The following is a 24,185-nucleotide window of genomic DNA, read 5'->3' as shown; positions in this document are numbered from 1 at the left end:
TGATTTACTCCTTAATAATAATGTATTCAGAAGGGTGGTCGTCTTTTATATAGCAATATCTGTAAGGAAAAATATTGCAGACGACTAGCGCATTCGCATGCACGAAATAGAATGTTTACGGGTGAAAAATGCGGAAAGGTGTTCCTTAACAGGAAGGTTGTCAATCGGATAATTTAATGTTGTCTTCGTTGAATATATCATAGTCTTTTACATTTATATGCTCTAAAACGACATGTTTTAGACAGGAATTGGCACCTTTTCAGCCTTTTGCTGCTGGTTGCCAGTGGGTCACTGAGCCAGTCTCTCGCCACTTCTTTATAAATCAAGACCAATCCTTGAAAGGTTTTGATTAGTAATATGCTACAAAAGTACTCGACAAAGATAGTAGAATTTTTGTAAAATTAAAATTATTTAAAAATTTCTGTAAAACAAAAAGAGCGGCTTCAGAGGCCACTCTTTTATGTTTAATGTATGTAGGGCAGCACTTAAAACTTAAGATGTTTGACAGTCAATCCATTGTTGATAAGCTGTTTTAAGGCATCAATACCTATTTTGAGATGTGTTTCCACATATTTTTCGGTTACGGAAATGTCGGAATCCGCTGTTTTGACGCCTTCAGGAACCATGGGCTGATCAGATACCAATAGCAGGGCTCCTGTAGGGATTTTGTTGGCAAACCCTACGCTAAATATGGTAGCGGTTTCCATATCCACAGCCATGGCGCGGATGGATTTCAGATATTTCTTGAAAGACTTGTCGTGTTCCCACACGCGGCGGTTGGTTGTATACACCGTACCTGTCCAGTAGTCTCTTCCATATTCACGGATGGTGGTGGATATAGCCTTTTGGAGAGCGAAAGCCGGTAGGGACGGTACTTCGGGAGGGAAGTAGTCGTTGGACGTACCTTCGCCGCGTATTGCTGCAATAGGAAGGATTAGTTCACCTACACCTATTTTCTTTTTTAGTCCACCGGTTTTTCCCAAGAATAGAACAGCTTTAGGCCTTACGGCAGATAGGAGGTCCATGATGGTGGCGGCCATAGGGCTTCCCATACCGAAGTTGATGATGGTGATGCCGTCTGCGGTACATGCCTGCATGGCTTTGTCTTCCCCATAGATGGGTGCATCGTCGTGCATGGCTGAAAACAACTTCACATATTTGGTGAAGTTGGTAAGCAGGATGTAATTGCTAAACTCTTCTAAAGGTTTTCCTGTATATCTAGGCAGCCAATTGTTGACTATTTCTTCTTTTGTTTTAAGTCCTGGAGTTATAGGACTTTCTACTGTTTTTTTTTCTTTCTTCATAGTACTAAATTTTAATGTTAACCCCAAAAGACACGAAACCCTCACTTTGGAGGAGTGAGGGTTTCGCTGCTTATGCTACTTTCAGCTTCTTGATATCTGCTTTGGCGAATTTTTGCTTCGCATATTCCAGCGTGATATGAAGCGTCTTGTCCTCACTCTGATCTTTTGTGGATGGAATCTCAAACATGGCATCCAGCATGATAGCTTCACAGATGCTTCTCAAGCCACGAGCCCCCAATTTGAATTCCCAAGCCTTGTCTACAATAAAGTCGAACACTTCCTTGTCAAACTTCAGCTCTATGCCTTCATATTCAAACAGTTTTGTGTACTGCTTAATCAAGGCATTTTTTGGTTCTGTCAAGATGCTCAAGAGCGCCTTCTTGTCTAGCGGGTTCAGGTGCGTCAATACCGGAAGACGACCAATCAACTCAGGGATTAAGCCGAAGCTTTTCAAATCCTGAGGAGTGATATACTTATAGAGGTTATTTAAATCTATATCTTCCTCTTCGTCTTTCATTTTATAGCCTACGGTCTGTGTACGCAGACGGTTGGCGATTTTCTTTTGGATGCCGTCGAAAGCTCCACCGCATATAAACAAAATATTGTTTGTATTTACGGTGATCATCTTCTGGTCTGGGTGTTTACGTCCACCCTGCGGAGGTACGTTTACGTTGGTTCCTTCCAGAATTTTCAACAGCGCTTGTTGAACTCCTTCCCCCGACACATCGCGTGTGATGGAAGGGTTGTCGCTCTTGCGTGCGATTTTGTCAATCTCATCGATATAGACAATACCTCTTTCTGCTGCCGCTACGTCGTAGTCTGCTGCCTGTAATAGGCGGGTAAGTATACTTTCTACGTCTTCTCCCACATATCCTGCTTCTGTCAGCACTGTGGCATCCACGATAGCAAAGGGTACGTTAAGTATTTTAGCTACCGTTTTTGCTAATAAGGTTTTTCCTGTTCCGGTTTCTCCGACGATAAGCAGGTTAGACTTTTCTATTTCTGTCTCATCGGAAGAAGTTTTTTGGTTTAATCTCTTATAATGGTTGTATACCGCTACGGAGATTACTTTTTTAGCTTCATCTTGACCGATAACATACTGGTCAAGGTGTTGTTTGATTTCTATCGGACGAATTAATTTCAATGTCGTCTGCAGCGACTTATTTTTACGGTGATTTAATTCTTCCGCTAAAATTTCACCCGCCTGGGTTACACAACGATCGCAGATATGAGCTCCGTCGCCTGCAATGAGCATTAATGCTTCATTTTTGCTGATACCACAAAAGGAGCAATGTATATCTTTCTGATTCTTATTCATTTTATATATTACTGTCTTTGCGAGGGACTAGCACCTCGTCAATCATACCAAAATCTTTTGCCTCCGAAGCTCTCATCCAATAATCACGGTCAGAAGATTTTTCAACCCACTCATATGTTTGTCCTGAGTGTTGTGAGATGATGGTATATAGCTCCTCTTTTACCTTCAGCATCTCGCGAAGGTTGATTTCCATGTCGGCAGCCACCCCTTGAGCACCACCTGAAGGTTGGTGTATCATCACGCGGGAATGTTTCAACGCTGCACGTTTACCTTTTGCTCCTGCAACCAATAGTACCGCTCCCATAGAAGCGGCCATACCTGTACATATAGTGGCCACATCAGGAGAGATATACTGCATGGTGTCGTATATACCTAAGCCCGCGTATACACTTCCGCCCGGCGAATTGATATATATCTGTATATCGCGTTTGGCATCGGTAGACTGCAGGAATAACAATTGAGCCTGAATAATGTTTGCCACTTGGTCGTTGATAGCATCGCCCAAAAAGATGATGCGGTCCATCATCAAACGGGAGAAAACGTCCATCTGCGCTACGTTGAGCTGACGTTCTTCCACGATATAAGGGGTCAAGTTGGTAGGTAATCTTCTTTCTACTCGTGAGATGAAGCCATCTACATGTTGACTACCAATACGATGGTGTTTTATGGCGTATTTACGAAATTCGTTTTTATCTATACTCATATATGTCGTTTTTTCTGTGTAAATATATAAAACTAAATATAAATCCTTTTTTTGAAAAAAATATAAAATTATGTCTCCCTAATGTAATTTGGGATGTCTTCGATGAATTCGAAGGTGCCATTATCAAAATCTATCTTACAGAAATGATGTTCTATGCCGTTACTTACTAATAGGTAAGGTATACGATGTTTGGTGTTGTAGGTGCTTATCTGCTCAAAAGTTTTGGATGTGATCTTAACATGTGGAGCTTTAAATTCTGCTAAGATTATTTTCTCTCCTTGTGCATTATAGATGACCAGATCACTTCTTTTTTGCATATCATTGACCACCAAGCCTCCCTCTATTTTCATTAACGACTTCGGATAATCCTTGTAATCATGAAGAAAATGAACCCAATGTTGTCGTACCCATTCTTCTGGCGTGAGGACAAGATTTTTTTTCCGCAATACATCGAAGACGTATATTTTGTTGTTAATGCGGGAAAGTTTCAGTGCTATTGGGGGTAAGTTTAAAGCAATGGGACTAAACATAGGCAAAGATACGAAATTACCTCCGAAAGAAGAAATTAGGAAGCTGAGACTACTATTTACAGCTATTCCTTTATCTTTCATCATAAATAGTTAATTTCGCAGTGATATGAAATTTCAGGATATTCTCAATAGTATCAAGCAGCGCAAATACAAGCCGTTGTACTTATTGCATGGGGAGGAGTCGCATTTTATAGATGTGTTATGTGAGGCTATTGAGAAAGGAGTGCTTGACGACGCGCAAAAGGGGTTTGATCAGACCATTTTATACGGCAAAGATGTGGATTTTTCTACCATCATCAATGCTGCGAAGCGTTATCCTATGATGAGTGACTATCAGGTCATCATTGTGAAGGAGGCGCAGGCTATGAAGTGGAAGGGCGAGGAAGAAGTAGAGCTGTTCAACAAATATGTGGAGAATCCTACGCCAACCACGATTCTGGTGTTGGCGTATAAGCATGGCAAATTTGACAAGCGTACCAAGCTTTATAAAAATATAGAAAAGGTGGGTGTCGCCTTTGAGTCGCAGAAATTATATGACGATAAGGTAGCTCCATGGATTGTCGGTGAAATACAAGAACAAGGACGTAAGATACATCCACAGGCGGCAGCACTGATGGCCGAATATTTAGGAACGGACCTATCCAAGGTTGCTAATGAAGTGCAAAAGCTGATCTTGAACGTCACTAAAGACAGAGAAATCTCTGTGCAGGATATCGAACAGAATATAGGTATTAGCAAAGACTTCAATGTCTTCGAATTGAATAACGCTTTAGGAAGACGCGATGCGGTGAAGGCCATCCAGATTGTAGACTACTTTGCTGCCAACCCTAAATCCAATCCTCCGATAATGGTTATGGCTACTTTGTACGGCTATTTTTCTAAGGTGTTGAAATACCATTATCTGGCAGATAAAAGTTCCAGCGCCGTCGCCAAAGAATTGGGCATATCTCCTTTTTTTGTGAAGGATTACGAGCTTGCAGCCCGAAATTTCAATAAGTCAAAAGTGTTTCACGTGTTTCATGTGTTGAAAGATTACGATCTTAAATTCAAAGGGGTGGAGGTGGGACCTCAAACCTCGGAAGGAGATTTGCTGCGCGAAATGATTTTTAAAATTCTAAACTAATTAATATATGAAAAAACTTTTACTAGCATGTCTGTTGGTGGGTACTTCTATGGCTGTCAAGGCACAGACTTCATTCTATACCCTCATTCAGGGAGGTGCCAACCTAGGTTTTGCCAATGAAGGCTACGAGGGAGCGTTCAGTGGATACACCGTTCATTTTATCTTCGGTAAAAACTACAATGAGCGTGCCTTCTTGGGTTTGGGCTTGGGAAATGAACGACTGAAAGGAACCTATAAGACCAACGATCCACATGCGGCCAACCAAGATAAGTATAAGTACGATCAGAACTTATTCCCTATATTCTTGGATGGACGTCTTCCTTTCGGTGAATTTAATGCCAACTCCAAAATTGGGTTGTTAGCAAATGTAGGTTATGCCGCGAAGCTGAGTGCTCAATACGACAAAGGAATGATGTTCAAAGGTGGATTTTTCTATTTGAGTGAAAATCCGGGAAAGACCAGCTGGACGGTGTCTGCATCATATGGTTATCAGCAGCTTACCAAGAATGTCTTTATGAAAGATTTTCAGCACCAGCATTTCAACATTTCTATAGGTTTAATGTTGAAATAGATGCATGACGGTAGAAATAGAGCGGCCATCAGGCCTGGAATGCGGGTGCGCATAGTCTTGAAGAAAGACCAGCGTTCGGGACATCTAACGGAAGGGGAGGTAAAGGACATTCTTACTTCTTCTTCTTATCATCCGCATGGTATCAAGGTAAGGCTCACGGATGGTCAGGTAGGAAGAGTGAAGGAAATTGTGGAATAGGCGTCGGCCTATAAATAAGGGAAGGAGAATGTATTTTTTTGAAGATTTTCTTTTTTAGTATTTAGTTTTTGTTGTACCTTTGTCCCTCGTGAAATCAGGCACTTTTGATCCGGTATATTCAGCAATCAACTTCAATGTAATCATTGAATCATCAAATATTTGATACGTTAGCCCATTTGGGCTTTTTTTGTGTCCGGACGGATCATCAGTTATGGTTAAATGGAATAATTTTTTACAGTATAAATAAGAAATGACCAGCTACAGTAAATTACCCGCAATTTTAGTTTTAGAAGATGGTACTGTTTTTCATGGTAAGGCTGCCGGAAAAATAGGAACAACTACTGGCGAAATTTGTTTTAACACCGGTACTACAGGGTACCAAGAAATCTTTACCGATCCGTCGTATTATGGACAAATCATGGTGACGACAAATGCCCATATTGGTAACTACGGTATTGATGAAGACGATACAGAATCGGAAAAAATTCAAATCGCCGGATTAGTTTGTAAAAACTTCAATATCAACTACAGCCGTAAGTTAGCTGATCAGTCTATCCAGACTTATTTTGAAGAACAGAATTTGGTCGGTATTTCGGATATAGATACACGTTCGTTAGTGCGTCACATCCGTGACAAAGGTGCTATGAACGCTATTATTTCATCAGAAAACCTAAACATAGATTCGTTGAAAGCTGAATTGGCTAAAGTTCCTTCAATGGCCGGTTTAGAATTATCTTCAAAGGTAAGTACGAAAGAGCCATATTATTATGGCAGTGAAGATGCAGCAATACGTATTGCAGTATTGGATTTGGGGATCAAACGTAACATTTTAAGAAACTTCGACTCACGTCAGGTGTATGCGAAAGTGTTCCCTGCAAAAACTACTTTTGCGGAGATGGAACAATGGGAGCCTGACGGCTACTTCATCTCTAACGGTCCGGGTGACCCTTCAGCGATGGATTACGCTATCAATACGGTGAAAGAAATCTTGGCTGCTGACAAACCTATGTTTGGTATCTGTTTAGGTCACCAGATCTTAGCGTTGGCAAATGGCATCCGTACGGAAAAGATGTTCAACGGTCACCGTGGTATCAACCACCCTGTGAAAAATATCATCTCCAATCGTTGTGAGATCACATCACAAAACCACGGCTTTGGAGTAGTGAGAGAAGACGTAGAAAAATCGGAAAATATAGAAATTACCCACATCAACCTTAATGACAACTCTATTGAAGGTATTCGTGTGAAAGGTAAAAAAGCATTCTCGGTGCAATATCACCCGGAATCTTCGCCAGGCCCACACGATTCTCGTTACCTGTTCGATGAGTTTGTAAGTATGGTAAAATCATAGGTTTGTAGTTATTATTCTATTTATAGTAGAAGGGCTCAACAGTAGTGTTGAGCCTTTTTTGTTACAGGAAGATAATATAAAAAAACACCCAAGTTCAAAAACTTGGGTGTTCCTCTTCAAACTGAATAAGGTTACTTTTCGTTTTCCTCTTTTATGTCGGAAGAAACGGAGTCATCCTTGTTCGGGTTTTCTCCTCGGATGATAATCTCTTTTTTCTCTTCGTCGAGATCTACTACCAAGGTAGCATTTGGCTTCAGTTCTCCTTTAAGGATCTCTTCGGCGATAGGATCTTCCAAATATTTCTGGATGGCACGTTTCAAAGGACGCGCTCCGAAGTTAGAATCATAGCCTTTGTCAGCGATGTACTCTTTAGCTTTGTCGGTAAGCTGGATGCTGTATCCCAAGCCTTCAATACGGCTGAAAAGTGACTTAAGCTCGATATCGATGATTTTGAATATATCTTCTTTGTTTAGAGAGTTGAAGACGATAACATCATCAATACGGTTTAAGAATTCAGGAGCGAAAGCCCGTTTCAATGCCGATTCAATCACACTGCGTGAATGAGCATCTGCTTGATTTTCCCGTGCCGAGGTGGTGAAGCCCACACCCTGCCCGAACTCTTTGAGTTGACGTACCCCAATGTTGGATGTCATGATGATGATAGTATTTCTGAAGTCAACCTTTCGACCTAAAGAGTCTGTCAATTGGCCTTCTTCCAATACTTGTAACAATAAGTTGAATACGTCCGGATGGGCTTTTTCAATTTCATCCAGCAGCACAACGGAATAAGGTTTACGACGAACCTTTTCGGTAAGCTGACCACCCTCTTCATAGCCTACATATCCTGGAGGCGCTCCTACGAGACGTGATACGGCGAATTTTTCCATGTATTCGCTCATGTCTACCTGTATTAGGGCATCTTCCGAGTCGAACATGAAACGTGCCAACTCTTTAGCCAGCTCGGTCTTACCTACACCGGTAGGCCCTAAGAAGATGAATGATCCTATTGGTTTTTTGGGATCTTTTAGGCCTGCACGAGTACGCTGTATAGCTTTTACTAGCTTATGTACAGCCTCATCCTGACCGATGATACGACCTTTCATCGCTTCAGCCATGTTCAACAGCTTCTGACTGTCGGATTGGCTTACACGTTGTACTGGAATTCCTGTCATCATGGATACTACCTCTGCTACGTTTTCTTCCGTTACGGTGTATCTTTTTGTGCGTGTTTCAGCTTCCCATGCTGATTTTTCTTTTTCCAGCTCTTCCAACAGGCGTTTTTCCGTGTCACGAAGTTTTGCGGCCTCTTCATATTTCTGAGAGCGTACTACTTTGTTTTTCTCCATTTTTACCTCTTCGATTTTCTCTTCTATATCGATAATAGATTGAGGGACATGGATGTTGGTTAAGTGTACGCGTGAGCCTGCCTCGTCCAAGGCATCTATAGCCTTGTCCGGAAGAAAGCGGTCGGTGATATAACGTGATGTCAATGTTACACAGGCTTCTAATGCTTCCGGGGTATAGATGACATTGTGATGTTCTTCGTATTTGTCCTTGATACGGTTAAGGATTTCTAGCGTTTCCTCATGGGTGGCAGGTTCTACCATAACCTTTTGGAAACGACGATCCAGAGCACCATCCTTTTCGATGTACTGACGGTATTCGTCTAGGGTCGTAGCACCTATACATTGGATTTCTCCACGAGCTAGGGCAGGTTTGAACATGTTTGAAGCGTCCAACGATCCCGAAGCGCCACCTGCTCCTACAATGGTGTGAATCTCATCGATAAATAAGATTACATCCGGAGACTTTTCCAGTTCGTTCATCACGGCTTTCATACGCTCTTCAAATTGGCCACGGTATTTGGTGCCCGCTACCAATGAAGCCAGATCCAAGGTTACTACACGCTTGTTGAACAGCACACGTGAAACCTTTCTTTGCACGATACGTAAGGCTAGCCCTTCCGCAATGGCAGATTTACCTACTCCGGGCTCACCGATGAGGATTGGGTTGTTTTTCTTACGACGTGACAAAATCTGCGACACTCGTTCTATCTCTTTTTCGCGACCAACAATAGGGTCTAACTTGCCTTCTTCCGCGGCTCTTGTCAGGTCACGACCGAAGTTGTCCAGTACTGGCGTCTTAGATTTGATGTCTGACACTTTTTTGGGAGCGGAAAAGCTTTCCTGTTCTTCGTAGTCATCGTCTGGTGTAGAAGAGCTCGACGCTTCATCTCGGATGACACCGCGGTTTTGCTCTACCTCATTTTTGAACAGGTCGTAGTTTACACCGAACTGTTGCAAGATTTGCGAGGCTATGTTGTCTTCATCACGAAGGATAGCCAATAGCAGATGTTCCGTGCCAATGATGTCGCTTTTGAAGATTTTAGCTTCCAGATATGTAATTTTTAGTACTTTCTCTGCCTGTTTTGTTAAAGGGACAGATCCAATAGGTGTCCGGGATACAGACGATCCTTTCACTGCATCCTCTATGGCCTGTCTGATACGTGCTGTATCGATATTTAAGCTTTTTAAAATTTTTATAGCTATACCATCACCTTCTCGGATAAGTCCCAGTAAGAGATGTTCTGTACCTATATAGTCATGACGGAGCCTGATAGCCTCCTCACGACTATATGAAATTACATCCTTTACTCTTGGTGAAAATTTTGCTTCCATTAATAATACCTTTCTTTTATGAAATATAAGCAGGGTTTTTATAAAAGTATGAAATAATCTCAAAATCCGAACTTATATTTTACTATAAATTATCAACAATTGCGCCATTAAATTTTATCGACAAAATGGCAGATTTTAGGTGTCGTCACTTCTTTAAATTTGAAAGTGGTACCAATTTTTGTTTGGGGCTTAATTTGACTATCTTTGACTTAAATAAATTTAATAAAAAATCAGTTTATTGTTTTTATATGTCTGACGAAAAAGTAATATTTTCCATGGCGGGGGTAAACAAAATCTATCCGCCGCAAAAACAAGTTCTTAAAAATATATACTTATCCTTTTTTTATGGTGCAAAGATTGGGGTTATAGGTCTTAATGGTTCTGGAAAATCTTCTTTATTGAAGATAATTGCCGGTATAGACAAATCCTATCAAGGAGAAGTGGTATTCTCGCCAGGCTATTCAGTAGGCTATCTTCCTCAGGAGCCGGAGCTGGATCCTGAAAAGACAGTACGTGAAGTGGTAGAAGAAGGAGTTGCTGAAATCACTTCCATTTTGAAAGAATATGAAGAAATAAACGAAAAGTTCGGTCTGCCTGAGGTGTATGAGAATCCGGATGAGATGGATAAGCTGTTGGCACGTCAGGGCGAATTACAAGATAAAATCGATGCTACTAATGCGTGGGAGTTAGACACGAAACTGGAGCGAGCCATGGATGCGTTGCGCTGTCCGGATCCTGATGCTAAAGTTGCCAATCTGTCAGGTGGTGAGCGCCGTCGGGTAGCTTTGTGTCGTCTTCTGCTTCAAGAGCCGGATGTATTGTTGTTGGATGAGCCTACCAACCACTTGGACGCGGAGTCTATAGATTGGCTGGAGCAGCACCTTCAGCAATACAAAGGTACGGTCATCGCAGTGACGCACGACAGATACTTCTTGGATAATGTGGCGGGATGGATTTTGGAGTTGGATAGAGGAGAAGGTATTCCTTGGAAGGGGAACTACTCTTCTTGGCTGGATCAGAAAGCTAAACGCTTAGCCCAAGAAGAAAAGCAGGAAACCAAACGTCAAAAAACATTGGAACGTGAGCTGGAGTGGGTACGCATGGCACCTAAAGCCCGTCATGCCAAATCTAAGGCCCGTCTTCACAACTATGAAAAGTTAGCGTCGGAAGAAACGAAGGAGCGTGAAGAGAAGCTGGAGCTTTTTATTCCTCCTGGACCGCGCTTAGGAAATGTCGTTATCGAAGCACAAAATGTAACCAAAGCCTATGGAGATCGTATCCTGTTCGAAAATTTGAGTTTTTCCTTACCTCCTGCAGGTATCGTTGGAATTATAGGTCCTAATGGTGCTGGAAAGACTACCTTGTTTAGATTAATCACAGGTCAGGAACAGCCGGATTCTGGAACTTTCCGTGTAGGGGAAACAGTAGTGTTAGGGTATGTAGACCAAATGCACGACGACCTTGACCCTGAGAAAAGTGTATGGGAAAATATATCGGGGGGTAGCGACAACATCATGTTAGGTAACAGGATGGTTAACTCCAGAGCATATGTTTCTAAGTTTAATTTCAATGGAGCTGACCAACAAAAGAAAGTGGGAGTATTGTCTGGAGGGGAAAGAAACCGCGTCCATTTAGCAATGACCTTGAAAAAAGGTGCTAACGTACTGTTGTTGGACGAGCCTACCAACGATATTGACGTAAATACGTTACGTGCCTTGGAGGAAGGTTTGGAAAATTTTGGTGGCTGTGCTGTGATCATTTCCCACGACCGTTGGTTCCTCGACAGGATATGTACGCATATCTTGGCATTTGAAGGCGATTCTCAGGTGTATTTCTTCGAAGGAAATTATACCGAATATGAAGAAAACCGTAAAAAACGCTTGGGAGATGTAGCTCCTAAACGTATTAAATACAAAAAGTTGGTTAAATAAGAAGATGAGTTTAGAATCCGCAAAGCTTCTAGAAGCGATTATAGAAAACGCTATAGACGGTATTATCACTACCGATAATCGGGGATTTATCGAGTCTATCAATCCGGCAGCACTAGAGTTGTTTGGCTATACAGCTGAAGAGGTCGTGGGGCAGAATGTTTCCATATTGATGCCGGAGCCGGATAGGAGCTTGCATGATTCTTATATAGAAAATTACAGGCGAACAGGCAAAAAGAAAATTATAGGTATAGGCCGTGAGGTTTTGGGCCGTAAAAAAGACGGCTCGACCTTTCCTTTTCGCCTGGCAGTAAGTGAGGTGTTTTATAAGGATAAAAGCGTCTTTGCAGGCTTTATTCACGATCTGTCCAAGGAGAAAAAGGCCGAAGAGGAACTTCGTAAGCATACGTTGGAGCTGGAAGAGATCGTCCGTAACCGTACCAAAGATCTGATAGCCTTGGTGTCTGAATTAGAGAAAGCGAAGGCGGAGGTTTCCAAATCGTTGGAAAAGGAAAAAGAACTGAACCAGCTTAAGTCGCGTTTTGTGTCTATGGCTTCACACGAATTCCGAACACCTTTAAGTTCTGTTCAGTTGTCAGCATCTCTTATAGATAAATATCTGGAGAAGCCGAATGCGGCGGAATCCATCATGAAACATACCAACCGTATCAAGGGCGCTGTGCAGCTGCTCAATAATATTCTCAATGACTTTCTGTCTTTGGAGAAGTTAGAAGCCGGCGTGGTGGTCGTAAAAATGGAAAAAATTAATGTCGTGCAGCTCGGAGAAGAGATCACGGCGGAGATGCAGCTGATATGCAAGAAAAACCAGCATATCGTTTATCAGCATACGGGAACGCAGGCTGAATTTGAGTTGGATGCCCACCTCTTAAAGAACAGTATTATCAACCTTATCTCCAATGCCATAAAATATTCTGGAGAAGATACCTTTATAGAGTTTGCCACAGAAATTACAGATGATTTATGTACAGTGATGGTCAGTGACAACGGTATCGGTATTCCGGAAGATGCACAAAAACATCTGTTTGAGCCCTTCTTCAGGGCGCACAATACAGGAAATATTCCTGGAACGGGGTTAGGTCTTAATATTGTTAAGCGATATGTGCAACTTATGGGAGGAGAAATGGAATATAAATCAGCATTAAACAAAGGAACATCCTTTAAAATGATCTTCAGACGTAACAAATAATCATCTGTCTATGACTAAGAAAAAAATATTAATCGTTGAGGATAATTTAGAAATCAGAGAGAGTACGGCCGAAATTTTGGAACTTACTGGGGGGTATGAGGTTTTGCAGGCAGAAAACGGAAAAGAGGGGGTGGAGATGGCTATGCAGCATATTCCGGATCTTATTTTATGTGACATCATGATGCCTGAGTTGGATGGCTACGGCGTATTGTATATGCTCTCTAAGCATGAGCAGACTATGCACATTCCCTTTATTTTCCTCACGGCCAAGTCGGAGCGTTTGGATATGCGCAAAGCTATGGAAATGGGGGCCGACGACTATCTGGTTAAGCCTTTTGATGATTTGGAATTGCTCAATTCCATCGAAAGCCGTCTGAAGAAAAGAGAAAGCCTGCAGACCTTGTTTGCACATAAAAGCAGCAATCCGTTGAGCCTTAGTGACGAGGAGCAGGATTTAATGCTGAACGAGCTTGTCAATGAAGCGCGTGTCAAAGTATACAAGAAAAAGCAGCTTATCTACGAGGAAGGGGATAGTCCTGTGTATGTATATTATGTGAAGTCCGGAAAGGTGAGAACTTTTCTGTATTATCAAGATGGTAGGGAACTGACGACAAGTATACTTTCGGCGACTGAGTTTTTCGGTTATGAATCTGTCTTACTGAACGAAAAATATACGGACAATGCCAGTGCATTAGAAGATACAGAGATTGCTTTAATTCCGAAAGAAAAATTCTTTGAACTCATGTTCAATAAGCCGGTGCTTGCTTCTAAATTTATAAAGCTACTTTCTGGCAACGTGAAAGAAAAAGAAGAGCAGATGCTGGGCTTTGCTTATGACTCTGTAAGAAAGCGTGTTGCCAATACTTTGGTGCAGGTCGCGGTAAAATCTGTCAGCGATGAAAATCAGGATGAGGTGGTGATTCGCGTGTCACGCGACGATTTGGCGGCATTGGCAGGGACAGCCAATGAGACCATAAGCCGTATGTTGGCGGACTTTAAGGAGGAAAAGCTCATCACTAAAGAAGGAAATGCCATACGGATTTTTTCCATCCGCAAGCTTAAAAATATCAGACAATAAGAAATTTCTAGGGCTCCCTTTCGGGAGCCTTTTTTTGTGACTTATATCACATATTCTCCTGACCGGTTACATACCATGCCCCGCTTTAATCTGGTAATTTTGGACAATTTAAGGGATTAAAAAATATATGCGTGTTGTAGTCTATAATATTCAAGATTTTGAGAAGGAGACATTGGCCAAAGCTAATGCTAAGGTGCATGACTTGACCCTTATTTCGAATCCTCTGAATCTTGAAACATTAAGATATGCTGTAGGGAAAGAGGTGGTCATCATTTCGCATAAAGATATTTTGGACCGAGAAATTTTAGATGCGCTACATAATATTAATGTAAATAAGATTATTACACGCTCTTCTACGATGGATCATATCGATATGGATTATGCGAAGAAACTCAAATTTCATGTCGCTAACACGCCGGATTCGGATACATCATTGGAGAGTGTAGCTCAACAGACCATAAAGAATCTTACACTTTGGACACAAAACGAATGTTTGGGAAGTTCCTGTCAATGTGGGTTTTCGTGTAATAAGGATAAAACTTTATAATAAACTTCTAAATTTTGAACCGATGTTAGAGAAGTTGATTGACAAATATAATGTACCTGCTCCGAGGTACACTTCTTATCCTACCGTTCCTTTTTGGGAAAATGAAAAATTTAACCGTGAAGAATGGACGGAAAGGGTAGTAGCCCGTTATAAGCAAACAAAATCCGAAGGAATAAGTATCTATATTCATTTACCGTATTGCGAAAGTCTTTGCACCTATTGTGGTTGTAATACGCGCATTACGAAAAACCATAAGGTTGAAGATCCTTACATCGGTTCTTTATTAAAAGAGTGGGAAATGTACCGTCAGCTTTTTGGAGAAGGAGGTGTCTTGATTCAGGAGATACATCTTGGTGGCGGTACTCCCACTTTTTTTTCACCAGAGAATCTTAAAAAATTAATTCAAGGGATATTGGCGGGTAACAAAAAAACGCAAGATGCAAGTTTTTCGTTTGAAGCCCATCCCGCAAATACTACCCGCGAGCACCTTCAGACCTTATATGACCTAGGGTTTAAGAGATTGAGTCTTGGAATTCAGGACTTTGATGAGAAGGTTCAGTATGTCATAAATAGACACCAGACGGTAGAGGATGTTTCACGAGTTATGAAAGAAGCTCGTCAGATAGGTTATGAATCCATCAACTTTGATTTAATATATGGACTTCCTCTGCAGACGTTAGATTCTATCAAGCATACTCTTAATTTATCGCTGAAACTTTCTCCGGACCGTATATCCTTTTACAGTTATGCTCATGTGCCCTGGATAAAACCTGGCCAAAGACGCTTTACGGAGTTGGATCTTCCGGTAGGTAAGGCCAAGCTAGAGCTGTATCTGCAAGGTAAAGCGATGATTCAGGAAGCCGGCTACGAAGATGTAGGGATGGACCATTTCGCAAAGAAGGGGGATGCGCTCTTTGAAGCCAACGTAAACGGAACATTACATCGCAACTTCATGGGATATGCCGATAGGTATACTCCATTGATGATAGGGCTAGGTGTTTCCGCTATTTCGGATGCATGGACAGCCTTTGGTCAGAATGTGAAAACCGTTGAAGAATATCACGATCTTATCCGACAAGGATTGCTCCCAGTATTTAAAGGACATTTTTTGAATGACGAGGACCTGACTATCCGTCAATATATCTTAGACATGATGTGCCGAGGCGTGGTGAATCTAAAACCTCAGCACGAGTTGAATGAGCGTTTCCTGTCGCGTCTCTCTCCTCTGGAGCAGGACCAACTGATTCGGATCAAAGACAATACGATCAGTATAACACCGACAGGGAAATCTTTCTTACGCAACGTATGTATGGCTTTTGATGAGCGTTTACAACGTCGTCAGGAGCGAGACAACTTGTTCAGTCAAGCAATTTAAAGGATAACATTATGGTGGTAGAGACGAAGATAGGAACCACATGCTTTCACTGTGGTGACAAAGTGGAGGAAACTCCCTATGTATTGGATTCCCACACTTTCTGTTGTTTGGGATGTCAGACAGTGTATCAAATCCTAAGCCAGAATAATCTGGAGAGCTATTACCGTTATAATACTCATCCTGGAAAATCACAAAAATTGCAGAAGCAGGATCTCTCTTATCTTGACGAACCCAATATTGTTGCCAAGTTGGTAGACTATCAGGACGACCAAATAGGGATTATCACCTTTTATATACCCGCTATCCATTGTAGTTCCTGCATATGGCTGTTGGAAAATGTGTATAAGCTGGAGCCTGCCATCCGATCTTCAAAAGTGGATTTTATGAAAAAACAGGCTAGCATCACTTTCGATAAACAGTTAATTACACTGAGAGAAGTGGTGGAACTACTTCAGCGCATTGGCTACGAGCCTAAAATTACACTTCAAGATGTAGTTAAGGAAAGTAGAAAAGTGAGTTACAATGGACTTATTGCGAAACTTACCGTCGCAGGATTTTGCTTTGGCAATTCCATGATGATTAGTTTTCCTGACTACTTCGGTATAGGAGAATTTGAACGTGAATATGCCCATTTCTTTGGTTACATGAATTTGGCATTCGGAATTCCAGTTTTGTTTTACAGTGCTGCGGACTATTTCAAGTCGGCATGGAACAGCTTAAAGCAGAAGCAACTCAACTTGGATGTTCCTTTAGCCTTAGGGATTCTGGTGCTGTTTTTACGCTCTGCTATAGAAATCTTAACCCATACCGGTCCGGGGTTTATGGATACCTTGTGTAGTCTGGTGTTTTTTATCTTGGTAGGTAAATGGGTACAGCAAAGAACATATTATCATATATCTTTTGAAAGAGATTACCGTTCCTATTTTCCTGTGGCGGTAACGGTCATGGAAGAGAATAAGGAAATTCCTAAACAGATAGGAGATTTAAAGGTAGGAGATCGGATACTTATACGTAATAATGAGATTATCCCTGCTGATGCAATCCTACTAAAGGGAAACGCATCTGTGGATTTCAGCTTTGTGACAGGTGAGAGTAAGCCGGTGGACAAAGTTTTGGGAGAGGTAGTGTATGCCGGAGGACGACAGTTGGGCGAAGCCATAGAGCTGGAAGTGGTAAAACCTGTCTATCAAAGCTACCTTACACGTCTATGGAACAACGAGTCTTTCAAGACTTACGAAAAGAAATTCGACACTTTTGTAGGTTTCATAAGCAAATATTTTACGGTTGTCTTAGTGAGCATAGCGTTGACCGCGTTGGCGTTTTGGTGGATCAACGGACATGCTGACAAAGCTTGGGGAGCTTTTACGGCAGTGCTTATCATCGCTTGTCCGTGTGCTTTGGCTTTAAGTTCTCCATTTACTCTTTCGGCGGCATTGAGCATTTTCGACCGTAACAAATTTTATATCAAAAATACCGCGGCCATAGAGCAGATGGCAGCAATTGATACGGTGGTGTTTGATAAGACGGGTACCATCACATCGCCTAATGCATCAGCTTTATGGTTCGAAGGAGAATTAAGTGCTCTGGAGAAAGATATACTTTTCTCCATGTGCCGTAACTCTAATCACCCCTTGAGCAGAGAAATCGTGAAATGGATAGGTACGTGCAACATCCTTCCCATATCGGACTACAAAGAAGTGGTGGGGAAAGGACAGTCAGCAAAATATTTAGATTATAAGGTAGATATAGGCAGTGCCGGATATGTTGGTGTTGCAAAAACCGCGGAGAGCACTGCTGTTTACGTAAAAATAAATGATGAATTAAAAGGCGTTTTTACATTGGAGCAGTCATGGCGTCCTAGGCTCAATGATGTGGTGCAGGCTCTGAAGAAGGAGGGCTATAACCTTCATCTTATTTCGGGAGATAACGAACGAAAGGCTGAGGCGCTGAAGATAATCTTCCCTTCGGAATCTCAGCTGTTGTTTAACCAAAATCCTTCCGAGAAGCTGCAACGTATTGATCAATGGCAAAAGCAAAATCATAAAGTGTGTATGCTGGGAGATGGGCTTAACGATGCGGGGGCACTGCGTAAGGCTGATCTTGGAATTGCTGTATCGGATGATATCAACAATTTTTCTCCGGGCTGTGATGCTATCTTGGATGGTGTTTCCTTTGATAAGATTCCGGCTTTTTTTAATTTTAGTAAAGATGCGGTGAAAGTCATCAAGATGAGTTTCGGCATATCGTTGATGTATAACATCATAGGATTGAGCTTTGCGGTACAAGGAACGATGTCTCCATTATTTGCCGCTATATTGATGCCTATAAGTACGGTGACCATAATATCTTTTACAAGCTTGATGACACGTTGGTGCGGTAAGCGAAGAGGACTGTTATAAAAAAGTATAGTACAATGAACATAATTTTTTTATTAATTGGGTTTAGTGTTATTATAGCTTTGATTTTCCTTGGGGCTTTCTTTTGGGCCAATAAAACCAAACAATATGAGGATACATATACCCCTTCGGTGCGAATCTTGTTTGATGATGAGGTAAAAGATACCGATAGTGCAGAGGTGAAGTAGAAAGATTATTTTATTATCCTACCATTATCTGTAATAAGGAAGAAACTATATTCCGGGAATTTTTTTGCCAATGCAATACCTTGCTTTGTCCCCAACACCATGATGGAGGTGCTTAAGAAATTGGCGAATTCGGCTGACGGTCCCCAGATGGTAACACTTGTAAGTCCAGTGGAAGGATAGCCGGTCTTGGGATTGATGATGTGTGAATAGCGAATGCCATCAATTTCAGCATATTTTTCGTAACTGCCAGAAGTAGCTACTGCACTTTCTTTAAGCTTGAGTACCTTGGCTATGCGGTGCTTTCTAAACGGATTTTTAATACCTATTTTCCATGTTTTGCCAAGAGGTTGTGATCCCCATGTAGTTAGGTCGCCGGAGGCATTTACTACTCCTCCTTTAACGCCTAAAGATTTCATGAGTGCTCGACCTCGATCTGCAGCGTAACCTTTTCCGATGGAGCCAAAGCCTATTTTCATTCCTTTTTGGGACAGAAAGATGGTGGAATGGGTAGTGTCTAGAATGATATTTTCATAGCCTACATTTTTGATGGATTCTCTGACGGTGGTTTCTGAAGGCTTATGTGTCATGCTGCCGTCGAACTTCCACACTTTGTCCAGAGCAGCAATACTGATATCAAAGGCGCCTTCCGTCATGGAAGAGTAGTATAAGGCTCTTTGCGTGAGTTCCAAAAGTTCTTTGTCCACTTTTACGGGTTTGATTCCTGCCAGCCTGTTGATTTCGGATACTTGTGTATGTGGTCGCCATTCTGAAATCAGATTTTCTATACGCTCCATCTCTTCTATGGTAAGGTCAATAAAGTGATTTGCCGTGATGCTATCCTGAGCTACGATAGTAATCTGAAATTGAGAACCCATAAGGAATGTATTGCGGGTCACAGCAATATCTTGGGCATTTAGCATGGAGGGGCCAAAGCCTAATATGACTAATAATAGCAGCAAATTATTTCTGAAAAATTTATAGTCTTTCATCAATAGCAATCTGTCAGAATTTGTTTTTTTGACTTATAGGTAGACAGACTTTCGTTGTTGTATGACTGAGAGATCTGGTCTAGTACCTTTTCTACATCTTTCTGCATCTGTAGGGATCCACAAATCATAATCTTCCCTTCGTTATGAAGAAGGTCTGCGAAATACTTGGCATCTCTTCGAATCAAATCCATAACATACTGTTTGTCTTGTTCGCGTGAGAATGCAAAATGAATTTCCGAGAGATGCTGTCTTTCAATTTCTGCCGTAGCAAATTGTCTGTATTCTTGGACAAGCTCATTGTCGTGTCGGAATCCAGCATAAAGTCTTAAAGGAATATGAGATGTATTATCGCTTATCATACCCAGGAAAGGGGCTATTCCCGTTCCGTTGGCGATAAGGGCCACCTGATTGGCATTCTTCGGAAAGTGGAAAGAAGGATTGGGCATGATACGGCCTAGAATGGTCTGACCTTTAGTTAGACTATGCAAAAAGCCGGAACCCAAGCCGTTAGGAAATAGTTTGACCACCAGTTGTATATAATTTCCTTTTCTGCCAATAGAATATAATCGCTCTCTGTGGTCATCAGCTGGGTATATGGCCAATAAATCTCCGGAGACAAAGTTCTGTCTGCTCTTTAAGAGCACTTTGAAGGTAGGGTTAGTTTCTGTTGCTTGTGTTTTTTCTACTACGGTAAACTTCTTTAATCCCGATATATGTGGGTTGTACGCAGCCGGGGAGGTAGAAAGACCTAAAGAAAGTTTATGGTTGAGATGCCTTACCCATTCTACAAATTCGTTAGAAGATTTGTCATTGACGGTAAAAAGGTTGGTGATTCGGACAGCCCAAGGCTGTTGTTCTACTATTTTGTCTGCTGTCTGGGCGAAAGCGCAATAATCGTGATATGCTGTAGAGCCGAATCCCACCACGCTGAAGCCCACTTTTCCTTGTTGAGGATGTTTTTCTAATAAGGAAATGAATTTATCTGCATTGCTGGGCGCATCACCCAATCCATAAGTGGAAGTGAGAATGAAAATATTTCTAACCTTTGGAAAGGAGACGTATTGGTTCATCATTGTAAGGAACGAGCGATGTCCCTTTGCAAGCAGCTGTTGATGTATTTTGTTGGCAAAAGAAATTGTAGAGCCGTTTTCTGACCCCACAAGAATGACAATCTCAGCATTTTGAGAAGAATACTTGTTTCGAATTTTTGTGCGACAGCGTTTTAAGGTAATGGCAAATCCCGTATAGATAAATAACAATATATTTAGCGATGCTATTCCTAAGATAATAGCCCATATGCTGTTGGTTCTTCCGCTATGTAGGTCGATATTGATTTTTTCAAGTACTGCCGCATAAGGAAGTTTTGTTTCATGAAGGATATCACCATTGATCTGGTTGATAGAAACGATGCGGTCCTTTAGTGTGATGATGAAAGGTTCTGTCGGATCGTCCGGAATAAAAGGGAATTCTATTTTTTCTACATCCGTCAGTTTGGTATTTCGGAAGAAAGCTATATCCTTCAGCTCTTTGGTTAAATGTTCTGAAGAACTGATATTGTGTGGTATTTCTATGTTTTCGGATTTGAAAAAGTCCAGTCTTACCAAAAAGATGATAGTTCCAGTAAGAGCAATCATAAGAACGGGGATAAGCAACCATCTTCCCGATAGGACATGATAGAAAGGAGCGAAGCTGTCTTTCTTTATTTTATCAAAGAAGTGGAGGATACCTTGCTGGCGTTTGATGACCAAGAGGATTCCGCTAATGGTTATCAATAGCAGTAAGAAAGATACAATACCTACTATGAGACGTCCCGTTTCTTTTAGAAATAGGGAGCGGTGCAGGGCTGTTGTCCATTGGATAAACGGACTTTTGGGAATGATATTGCCTAATTTTTCGCCCGTTAAAGGGTCTATATATGCATGTATGTTGTTACCCTTCTCATCCAAAGCTTCTATTGCTACAAAGTCATTATGATCCACAGTGACTTGCAATATTTCCGTATAAGCATCGCGCAAAGCGGGAATGCTTTGCGCGAGCGTGATCTCCTCGAAATTTTTTACACGATAGGGAAGGTACTTTTCTTGTACTGCATCTACAGCTAGTATTACGCCTGTAACGGACAGTATCAGTAAAAACAATGAGCTTATTAATGCTAAAGCAAGATGCGCAAATCTCCAGATCGATAACGTCATTTATTATTGAACTTTTATAAATCTTATTGTACGTATATAACCCGTCCCTTTGATACCTTCTCTGTTGTCCAAAATGTCGGAAGACAAAGCCACTTCTGCGTCTTTGACATGATATTTTTGTGTTTCTACAGCCGATTCGAAGCGGATACGATAACCTTTGTTTAGTTTATTGCTGTCAAACTCTAATATTCGAGTAGCTCTTGCACCCCCGGCCACGGAGGCGCCGGTGATGGCATTTAGTTTTTCTTTCTTTTTGGTTCTGAATTTATCCCATTCTTTCAGGGTGTTATACCACTCTTGGTCGGGGCCTAGAATACCTAAGGTTTTTTCATATTCACCTTTAGGGTTGATCAGGGAAATAACTATATAGGCTTCCTTGCCGGAGTAGTTTTGCATTTGGATCATGCATTTGTACTTGGTAGTCGTCTGCGCAATGCTATGTTGTATAGCAAATATGGAAAAGAAGGTAAGTACAAAAAGTTTAATAGTATATTTCATCTCCTTATATTATTTCAAAAATTCTACAGATATATTGTTTCGGGATAAAAAGTCGTTCTCTTTAGCCAAATCATAGGCAGTCTCATCGAATTCGGTTTTCAGCTCTTTTTTTGCTCCCAGTGCTATAAGTGTTTTGAGTAAGGAATCATCCTTAGCAATAAGAGCTGCTTTATGCAAAGGCGTATTGCCATCTTGATCTTGGGCATTGATGTCTGCGCCTAGCTCTGCGGCTTTTTTGATTAAATCTATGTCCTGTTTATCTACCGCTAGATGGAATAGCGTATTCCCATTTTGCTGAGGGGCCGTAATGTCGATACCCGCAGCTTTAAGGACGTTCAATTTTTCAACAAAATCGTCTTTGGCATTAGGGCGGTAGGAGTTAAACCAGTGATAGACTATATTGTTGCCCTTCTTGTCTACCACTTTAGTGTCAGCGCCTTTCTTTATGAGAAGATCTACTATCGCCGCAGATCCAGAAGCTACCGCTTTTATGAGCGCTGTTTCACCGTCTTCGTTGTGTGCATGGATAGTGTTGGCTTTAGAAAGAAGAGTTTCTACAAGCTGAACATCTCGTCCGGCAGCAGCATTCATTAAGATGGTATTGCCATCATGGTCTGCTTTTGTGATATCAATATCTTTAGATAAGAAGTAGTTGATAAGTTCTTTATTCGGTCTTTTTACCAATATGTGCAATAAGGTTTCTCCTTTTGGATTGACAGCCTTAGGGTTTAGACCATATTTTTCTATGAGCTGTTGAAAAACATCCAAACCGTTCTGTTTTTGACGTGACCCTTGTGTTGCAAAAAATAAAGCTTGGTCAGTAAGATCTACCCCCTTAGCAAGGAGCCTTTCTATTAGACTTAGATTGCCTAATCGGGCGGCATAATCAGCTACCGTTCGACCGTGAGCATCTTTGTCGGTCAGAGATAATCCTTTGGAGAGCAGGTATTCTGTAACTTTAAAGTCTGTGTCATGTGCGATTGCTAACATAAGAAGAGTAGCTCCGTTTTCATAAGTTGCTTTGGGGTCTATACCTGCTTTGAATAGTGCTTCATAAACCTCAAGATTGGTATTTCCGGCGGATGCTGCGTAGGCAATCACCGGATCGCCATAACTGTCCTTATAATGTATATCAGATCCTTTTTCTATTAGATATTTAACAAGGTCAGCATTTCCTGCCGCTGCAGCCCATTGCAAGTAGGTGCGGCTATGATGTGTTTTCTTATGGATTCCATTACCCTCTTGTTCTATCAAATATATGATGACATCATTTGAAGCTCGGTTATTGATAGCATATGTGGTAGGGTCGAAGAATGCTGCATTTCCTTGAGAAGGGCTGTGACCTTTGTTTATTTCAGCTTTTACCATTTCCAAGCTAGGTTTGCCTTTCCAGAAGTCTGGGTTCATTAGTGGATTTGATACTTGTTGTGCTTTACCATGTAAGGCGGCTGCTAGGAATAGAGCAAAAAGGAAGTTTTTTTTCATAATCGCTTCTTTTTTTTATTTAAATTAATTCTAAATAACAAAAGTATGAATTTTTCCCTGTTTACAAAATAATTTGTGATTTTATAAGGCAGATGGAGTAATAAGGTGCTTTTTCTTGAATAGATTTATTAAAGTTTTAAGGTTACTTAAAAAATATCTTACGCATTATCAGCGTATTATGTTTTAAGGGTTAAAAAATAGGTTAAAAATGTTTGGAAGTAATGGTTTAAACTCTCTATCTTTGCACCACTCCGCTAGGGAGAGAAGTTCTACGGAACGTTTGAAAAGAGGGTAGAAGAGGGTAGGGAAAAGATAGTTTATCTTTTTTGTTGCCCGATAAAAAGAAGAGAAAAAAAAACTTCAAAAAAGTTTTTGGAAAGTCGGATAAAGTTTCTACCTTTGCAGTCCCGTCCGCAAGGAAGGGGGAGAGAAAAAGAAATAAAGGCCGTAAGGCAAGAGATAAAGCCGAAGCGAGATGCGGAGGCGGAGAGTTCTTTAAGATATTAATCATGTAGCGTAACGGGTA

Annotated in this window: 21 protein-coding genes and 1 riboswitch; of the genes, 11 read left to right on the top strand and 10 right to left on the bottom strand. The window is 41.3% G+C overall.

All coding sequences use genetic code 11. From position 1 onward, the window contains the following. Window positions 1–210 precede the first annotated feature (210 nt). Window positions 211–324, bottom strand: a riboswitch (SAM riboswitch). Between the two features lie 161 nt (window positions 325–485). The 4 genes from ABD873_RS00810 to ABD873_RS00795 all read right to left on the bottom strand — a co-directional run bounded on the left by ABD873_RS00810 (window position 486) and on the right by ABD873_RS00795 (window position 3,939). Beyond that, window positions 486–1,304, bottom strand: coding sequence for an AMP nucleosidase (locus tag ABD873_RS00810; protein ID WP_345063323.1), 819 nt, complete (start codon window positions 1,302–1,304; stop codon window positions 486–488). 70 nt (window positions 1,305–1,374) lie between these two features. Further along, window positions 1,375–2,622: an ATP-dependent Clp protease ATP-binding subunit ClpX gene (gene clpX, locus ABD873_RS00805; protein WP_039054144.1), complete on the bottom strand. Its 1,248-nt coding sequence runs from the start codon at window positions 2,620–2,622 to the stop codon at window positions 1,375–1,377. Window position 2,623: 1 nt separating this feature from the next. Next, window positions 2,624–3,325 carry an ATP-dependent Clp endopeptidase proteolytic subunit ClpP gene (gene clpP, locus ABD873_RS00800; protein WP_345063316.1) on the bottom strand — a complete coding sequence of 234 codons (702 nt, stop codon included), beginning with the start codon at window positions 3,323–3,325 and terminating at the stop codon, window positions 2,624–2,626. Between the two features lie 68 nt (window positions 3,326–3,393). Next, on the bottom strand, window positions 3,394–3,939 hold the full coding sequence (locus tag ABD873_RS00795; protein WP_345063314.1) for a type I restriction enzyme HsdR N-terminal domain-containing protein: 546 nt from the start codon (window positions 3,937–3,939) through the stop codon (window positions 3,394–3,396). 22 nt (window positions 3,940–3,961) lie between these two features. On the opposite strand from ABD873_RS00795, the gene holA reads away from it, so the two are divergent. The 4 genes from holA (at window position 3,962) to carA (ending at window position 7,098) form a co-directional block, all read left to right on the top strand. After that, window positions 3,962–4,978: a DNA polymerase III subunit delta gene (holA, locus tag ABD873_RS00790; protein WP_345063311.1), complete on the top strand. Its 1,017-nt coding sequence runs from the start codon at window positions 3,962–3,964 to the stop codon at window positions 4,976–4,978. A 7-nt stretch (window positions 4,979–4,985) separates the two neighbouring features. Continuing rightward, complete coding sequence (locus ABD873_RS00785; protein WP_345063308.1) at window positions 4,986–5,549, top strand: hypothetical protein; 564 nt, start codon at window positions 4,986–4,988, stop codon at window positions 5,547–5,549. Continuing rightward, window positions 5,550–5,747, top strand: coding sequence for a YwbE family protein (locus tag ABD873_RS00780; protein ID WP_345063305.1), 198 nt, complete (start codon window positions 5,550–5,552; stop codon window positions 5,745–5,747). A gap of 250 nt (window positions 5,748–5,997) precedes the next feature. Then, window positions 5,998–7,098: a glutamine-hydrolyzing carbamoyl-phosphate synthase small subunit gene (gene carA / locus ABD873_RS00775; RefSeq protein WP_345063302.1), complete on the top strand. Its 1,101-nt coding sequence runs from the start codon at window positions 5,998–6,000 to the stop codon at window positions 7,096–7,098. A gap of 131 nt (window positions 7,099–7,229) precedes the next feature. On the opposite strand, the gene ABD873_RS00770 is transcribed toward carA, so the two are convergent. Then, complete coding sequence (locus tag ABD873_RS00770) at window positions 7,230–9,776, bottom strand: ATP-dependent Clp protease ATP-binding subunit (protein ID WP_345063299.1); 2,547 nt, start codon at window positions 9,774–9,776, stop codon at window positions 7,230–7,232. A 248-nt stretch (window positions 9,777–10,024) separates the two neighbouring features. Here ABD873_RS00770 and ettA point away from each other — a divergent pair, with 248 nt between their 5' ends. The 7 genes from ettA (at window position 10,025) to ccoS (ending at window position 18,495) form a co-directional block, all read left to right on the top strand. Continuing rightward, complete coding sequence (gene ettA, locus ABD873_RS00765; protein ID WP_039052675.1) at window positions 10,025–11,707, top strand: energy-dependent translational throttle protein EttA; 1,683 nt, start codon at window positions 10,025–10,027, stop codon at window positions 11,705–11,707. 4 nt (window positions 11,708–11,711) lie between these two features. After that, window positions 11,712–12,911, top strand: a complete 1,200-nt coding sequence (locus ABD873_RS00760) for a PAS domain-containing sensor histidine kinase (RefSeq protein ID WP_345063294.1) — start codon at window positions 11,712–11,714, stop codon at window positions 12,909–12,911. A gap of 10 nt (window positions 12,912–12,921) precedes the next feature. After that, window positions 12,922–13,989, top strand: a complete 1,068-nt coding sequence (locus ABD873_RS00755; protein ID WP_345063292.1) for a response regulator — start codon at window positions 12,922–12,924, stop codon at window positions 13,987–13,989. Between the two features lie 127 nt (window positions 13,990–14,116). Continuing rightward, the gene (locus ABD873_RS00750; protein WP_039052673.1) at window positions 14,117–14,536 is read left to right on the top strand and encodes a Rossmann-fold NAD(P)-binding domain-containing protein; all 420 of its coding nucleotides are present in this window, start codon (window positions 14,117–14,119) and stop codon (window positions 14,534–14,536) included. A gap of 22 nt (window positions 14,537–14,558) precedes the next feature. Then, entirely contained in the window at window positions 14,559–15,911 is a 1,353-nt protein-coding gene (gene hemN, locus ABD873_RS00745) for an oxygen-independent coproporphyrinogen III oxidase (protein WP_345063287.1), read from the top strand. An 11-nt stretch (window positions 15,912–15,922) separates the two neighbouring features. Then, complete coding sequence (locus ABD873_RS00740; protein ID WP_345063284.1) at window positions 15,923–18,310, top strand: heavy metal translocating P-type ATPase; 2,388 nt, start codon at window positions 15,923–15,925, stop codon at window positions 18,308–18,310. A gap of 14 nt (window positions 18,311–18,324) precedes the next feature. Further along, window positions 18,325–18,495 carry a cbb3-type cytochrome oxidase assembly protein CcoS gene (gene ccoS, locus ABD873_RS00735; protein ID WP_082021739.1) on the top strand — a complete coding sequence of 57 codons (171 nt, stop codon included), beginning with the start codon at window positions 18,325–18,327 and terminating at the stop codon, window positions 18,493–18,495. 5 nt (window positions 18,496–18,500) lie between these two features. On the opposite strand, the gene ABD873_RS00730 is transcribed toward ccoS, so the two are convergent. From ABD873_RS00730 to ABD873_RS00710, 5 genes are all read right to left on the bottom strand, one after another. Then, entirely contained in the window at window positions 18,501–19,484 is a 984-nt protein-coding gene (locus tag ABD873_RS00730) for an FAD:protein FMN transferase (protein WP_345063277.1), read from the bottom strand. Continuing rightward, window positions 19,484–21,676, bottom strand: a complete 2,193-nt coding sequence (locus ABD873_RS00725) for a PepSY domain-containing protein (protein WP_345063274.1) — start codon at window positions 21,674–21,676, stop codon at window positions 19,484–19,486. The genes ABD873_RS00730 and ABD873_RS00725 overlap by 1 nt, the downstream gene beginning before the upstream one ends. Before the next feature lie 3 nt (window positions 21,677–21,679). Then, entirely contained in the window at window positions 21,680–22,174 is a 495-nt protein-coding gene (locus tag ABD873_RS00720) for a DUF2271 domain-containing protein (protein ID WP_345063271.1), read from the bottom strand. A 9-nt stretch (window positions 22,175–22,183) separates the two neighbouring features. After that, window positions 22,184–23,659 carry an ankyrin repeat domain-containing protein gene (locus ABD873_RS00715; RefSeq protein WP_345063268.1) on the bottom strand — a complete coding sequence of 492 codons (1,476 nt, stop codon included), beginning with the start codon at window positions 23,657–23,659 and terminating at the stop codon, window positions 22,184–22,186. 235 nt (window positions 23,660–23,894) lie between these two features. Next, window positions 23,895–24,185, bottom strand: a 291-nt coding sequence (locus ABD873_RS00710; protein ID WP_345063264.1) for a hypothetical protein, incomplete at its 5' end; no start/stop codon positions are given.

The sequence above is a fragment of the Sphingobacterium thermophilum genome (assembly GCF_039541675.1).
Lineage (GTDB): Bacteria > Bacteroidota > Bacteroidia > Sphingobacteriales > Sphingobacteriaceae > Sphingobacterium > Sphingobacterium thermophilum.
Note: the sequence above shows the minus strand (reverse complement) of the source record. Positions and strands in the feature narration are given on the sequence as shown.

What these genes read in the sequence shown, in the direction of transcription:
- ABD873_RS00785 (WP_345063308.1), top strand. Translation starts at nt 4,986, where the DNA reads ATGAAAAAACTTTTACTAGCATGTCTGTTGGTGGGTACTTCTATGGCT.
- hemN (WP_345063287.1), top strand. Translation starts at nt 14,559, where the DNA reads ATGTTAGAGAAGTTGATTGACAAATATAATGTACCTGCTCCGAGGTAC.
- ABD873_RS00810 (WP_345063323.1), bottom strand. Translation starts at nt 1,304, where the DNA reads ATGAAGAAAGAAAAAAAAACAGTAGAAAGTCCTATAACTCCAGGACTT.
- ABD873_RS00750 (WP_039052673.1), top strand. Translation starts at nt 14,117, where the DNA reads ATGCGTGTTGTAGTCTATAATATTCAAGATTTTGAGAAGGAGACATTG.
- holA (WP_345063311.1), top strand. Translation starts at nt 3,962, where the DNA reads ATGAAATTTCAGGATATTCTCAATAGTATCAAGCAGCGCAAATACAAG.
- ccoS (WP_082021739.1), top strand. Translation starts at nt 18,325, where the DNA reads ATGAACATAATTTTTTTATTAATTGGGTTTAGTGTTATTATAGCTTTG.
- clpP (WP_345063316.1), bottom strand. Translation starts at nt 3,325, where the DNA reads ATGAGTATAGATAAAAACGAATTTCGTAAATACGCCATAAAACACCAT.
- ABD873_RS00740 (WP_345063284.1), top strand. Translation starts at nt 15,923, where the DNA reads ATGGTGGTAGAGACGAAGATAGGAACCACATGCTTTCACTGTGGTGAC.
- ABD873_RS00770 (WP_345063299.1), bottom strand. Translation starts at nt 9,776, where the DNA reads ATGGAAGCAAAATTTTCACCAAGAGTAAAGGATGTAATTTCATATAGT.
- ABD873_RS00760 (WP_345063294.1), top strand. Translation starts at nt 11,712, where the DNA reads ATGAGTTTAGAATCCGCAAAGCTTCTAGAAGCGATTATAGAAAACGCT.
- ABD873_RS00720 (WP_345063271.1), bottom strand. Translation starts at nt 22,174, where the DNA reads ATGAAATATACTATTAAACTTTTTGTACTTACCTTCTTTTCCATATTT.
- ABD873_RS00780 (WP_345063305.1), top strand. Translation starts at nt 5,550, where the DNA reads ATGCATGACGGTAGAAATAGAGCGGCCATCAGGCCTGGAATGCGGGTG.
- carA (WP_345063302.1), top strand. Translation starts at nt 5,998, where the DNA reads ATGACCAGCTACAGTAAATTACCCGCAATTTTAGTTTTAGAAGATGGT.
- ABD873_RS00715 (WP_345063268.1), bottom strand. Translation starts at nt 23,659, where the DNA reads ATGAAAAAAAACTTCCTTTTTGCTCTATTCCTAGCAGCCGCCTTACAT.
- ABD873_RS00795 (WP_345063314.1), bottom strand. Translation starts at nt 3,939, where the DNA reads ATGATGAAAGATAAAGGAATAGCTGTAAATAGTAGTCTCAGCTTCCTA.
- ABD873_RS00730 (WP_345063277.1), bottom strand. Translation starts at nt 19,484, where the DNA reads ATGAAAGACTATAAATTTTTCAGAAATAATTTGCTGCTATTATTAGTC.
- clpX (WP_039054144.1), bottom strand. Translation starts at nt 2,622, where the DNA reads ATGAATAAGAATCAGAAAGATATACATTGCTCCTTTTGTGGTATCAGC.
- ABD873_RS00755 (WP_345063292.1), top strand. Translation starts at nt 12,922, where the DNA reads ATGACTAAGAAAAAAATATTAATCGTTGAGGATAATTTAGAAATCAGA.
- ABD873_RS00725 (WP_345063274.1), bottom strand. Translation starts at nt 21,676, where the DNA reads ATGACGTTATCGATCTGGAGATTTGCGCATCTTGCTTTAGCATTAATA.
- ettA (WP_039052675.1), top strand. Translation starts at nt 10,025, where the DNA reads ATGTCTGACGAAAAAGTAATATTTTCCATGGCGGGGGTAAACAAAATC.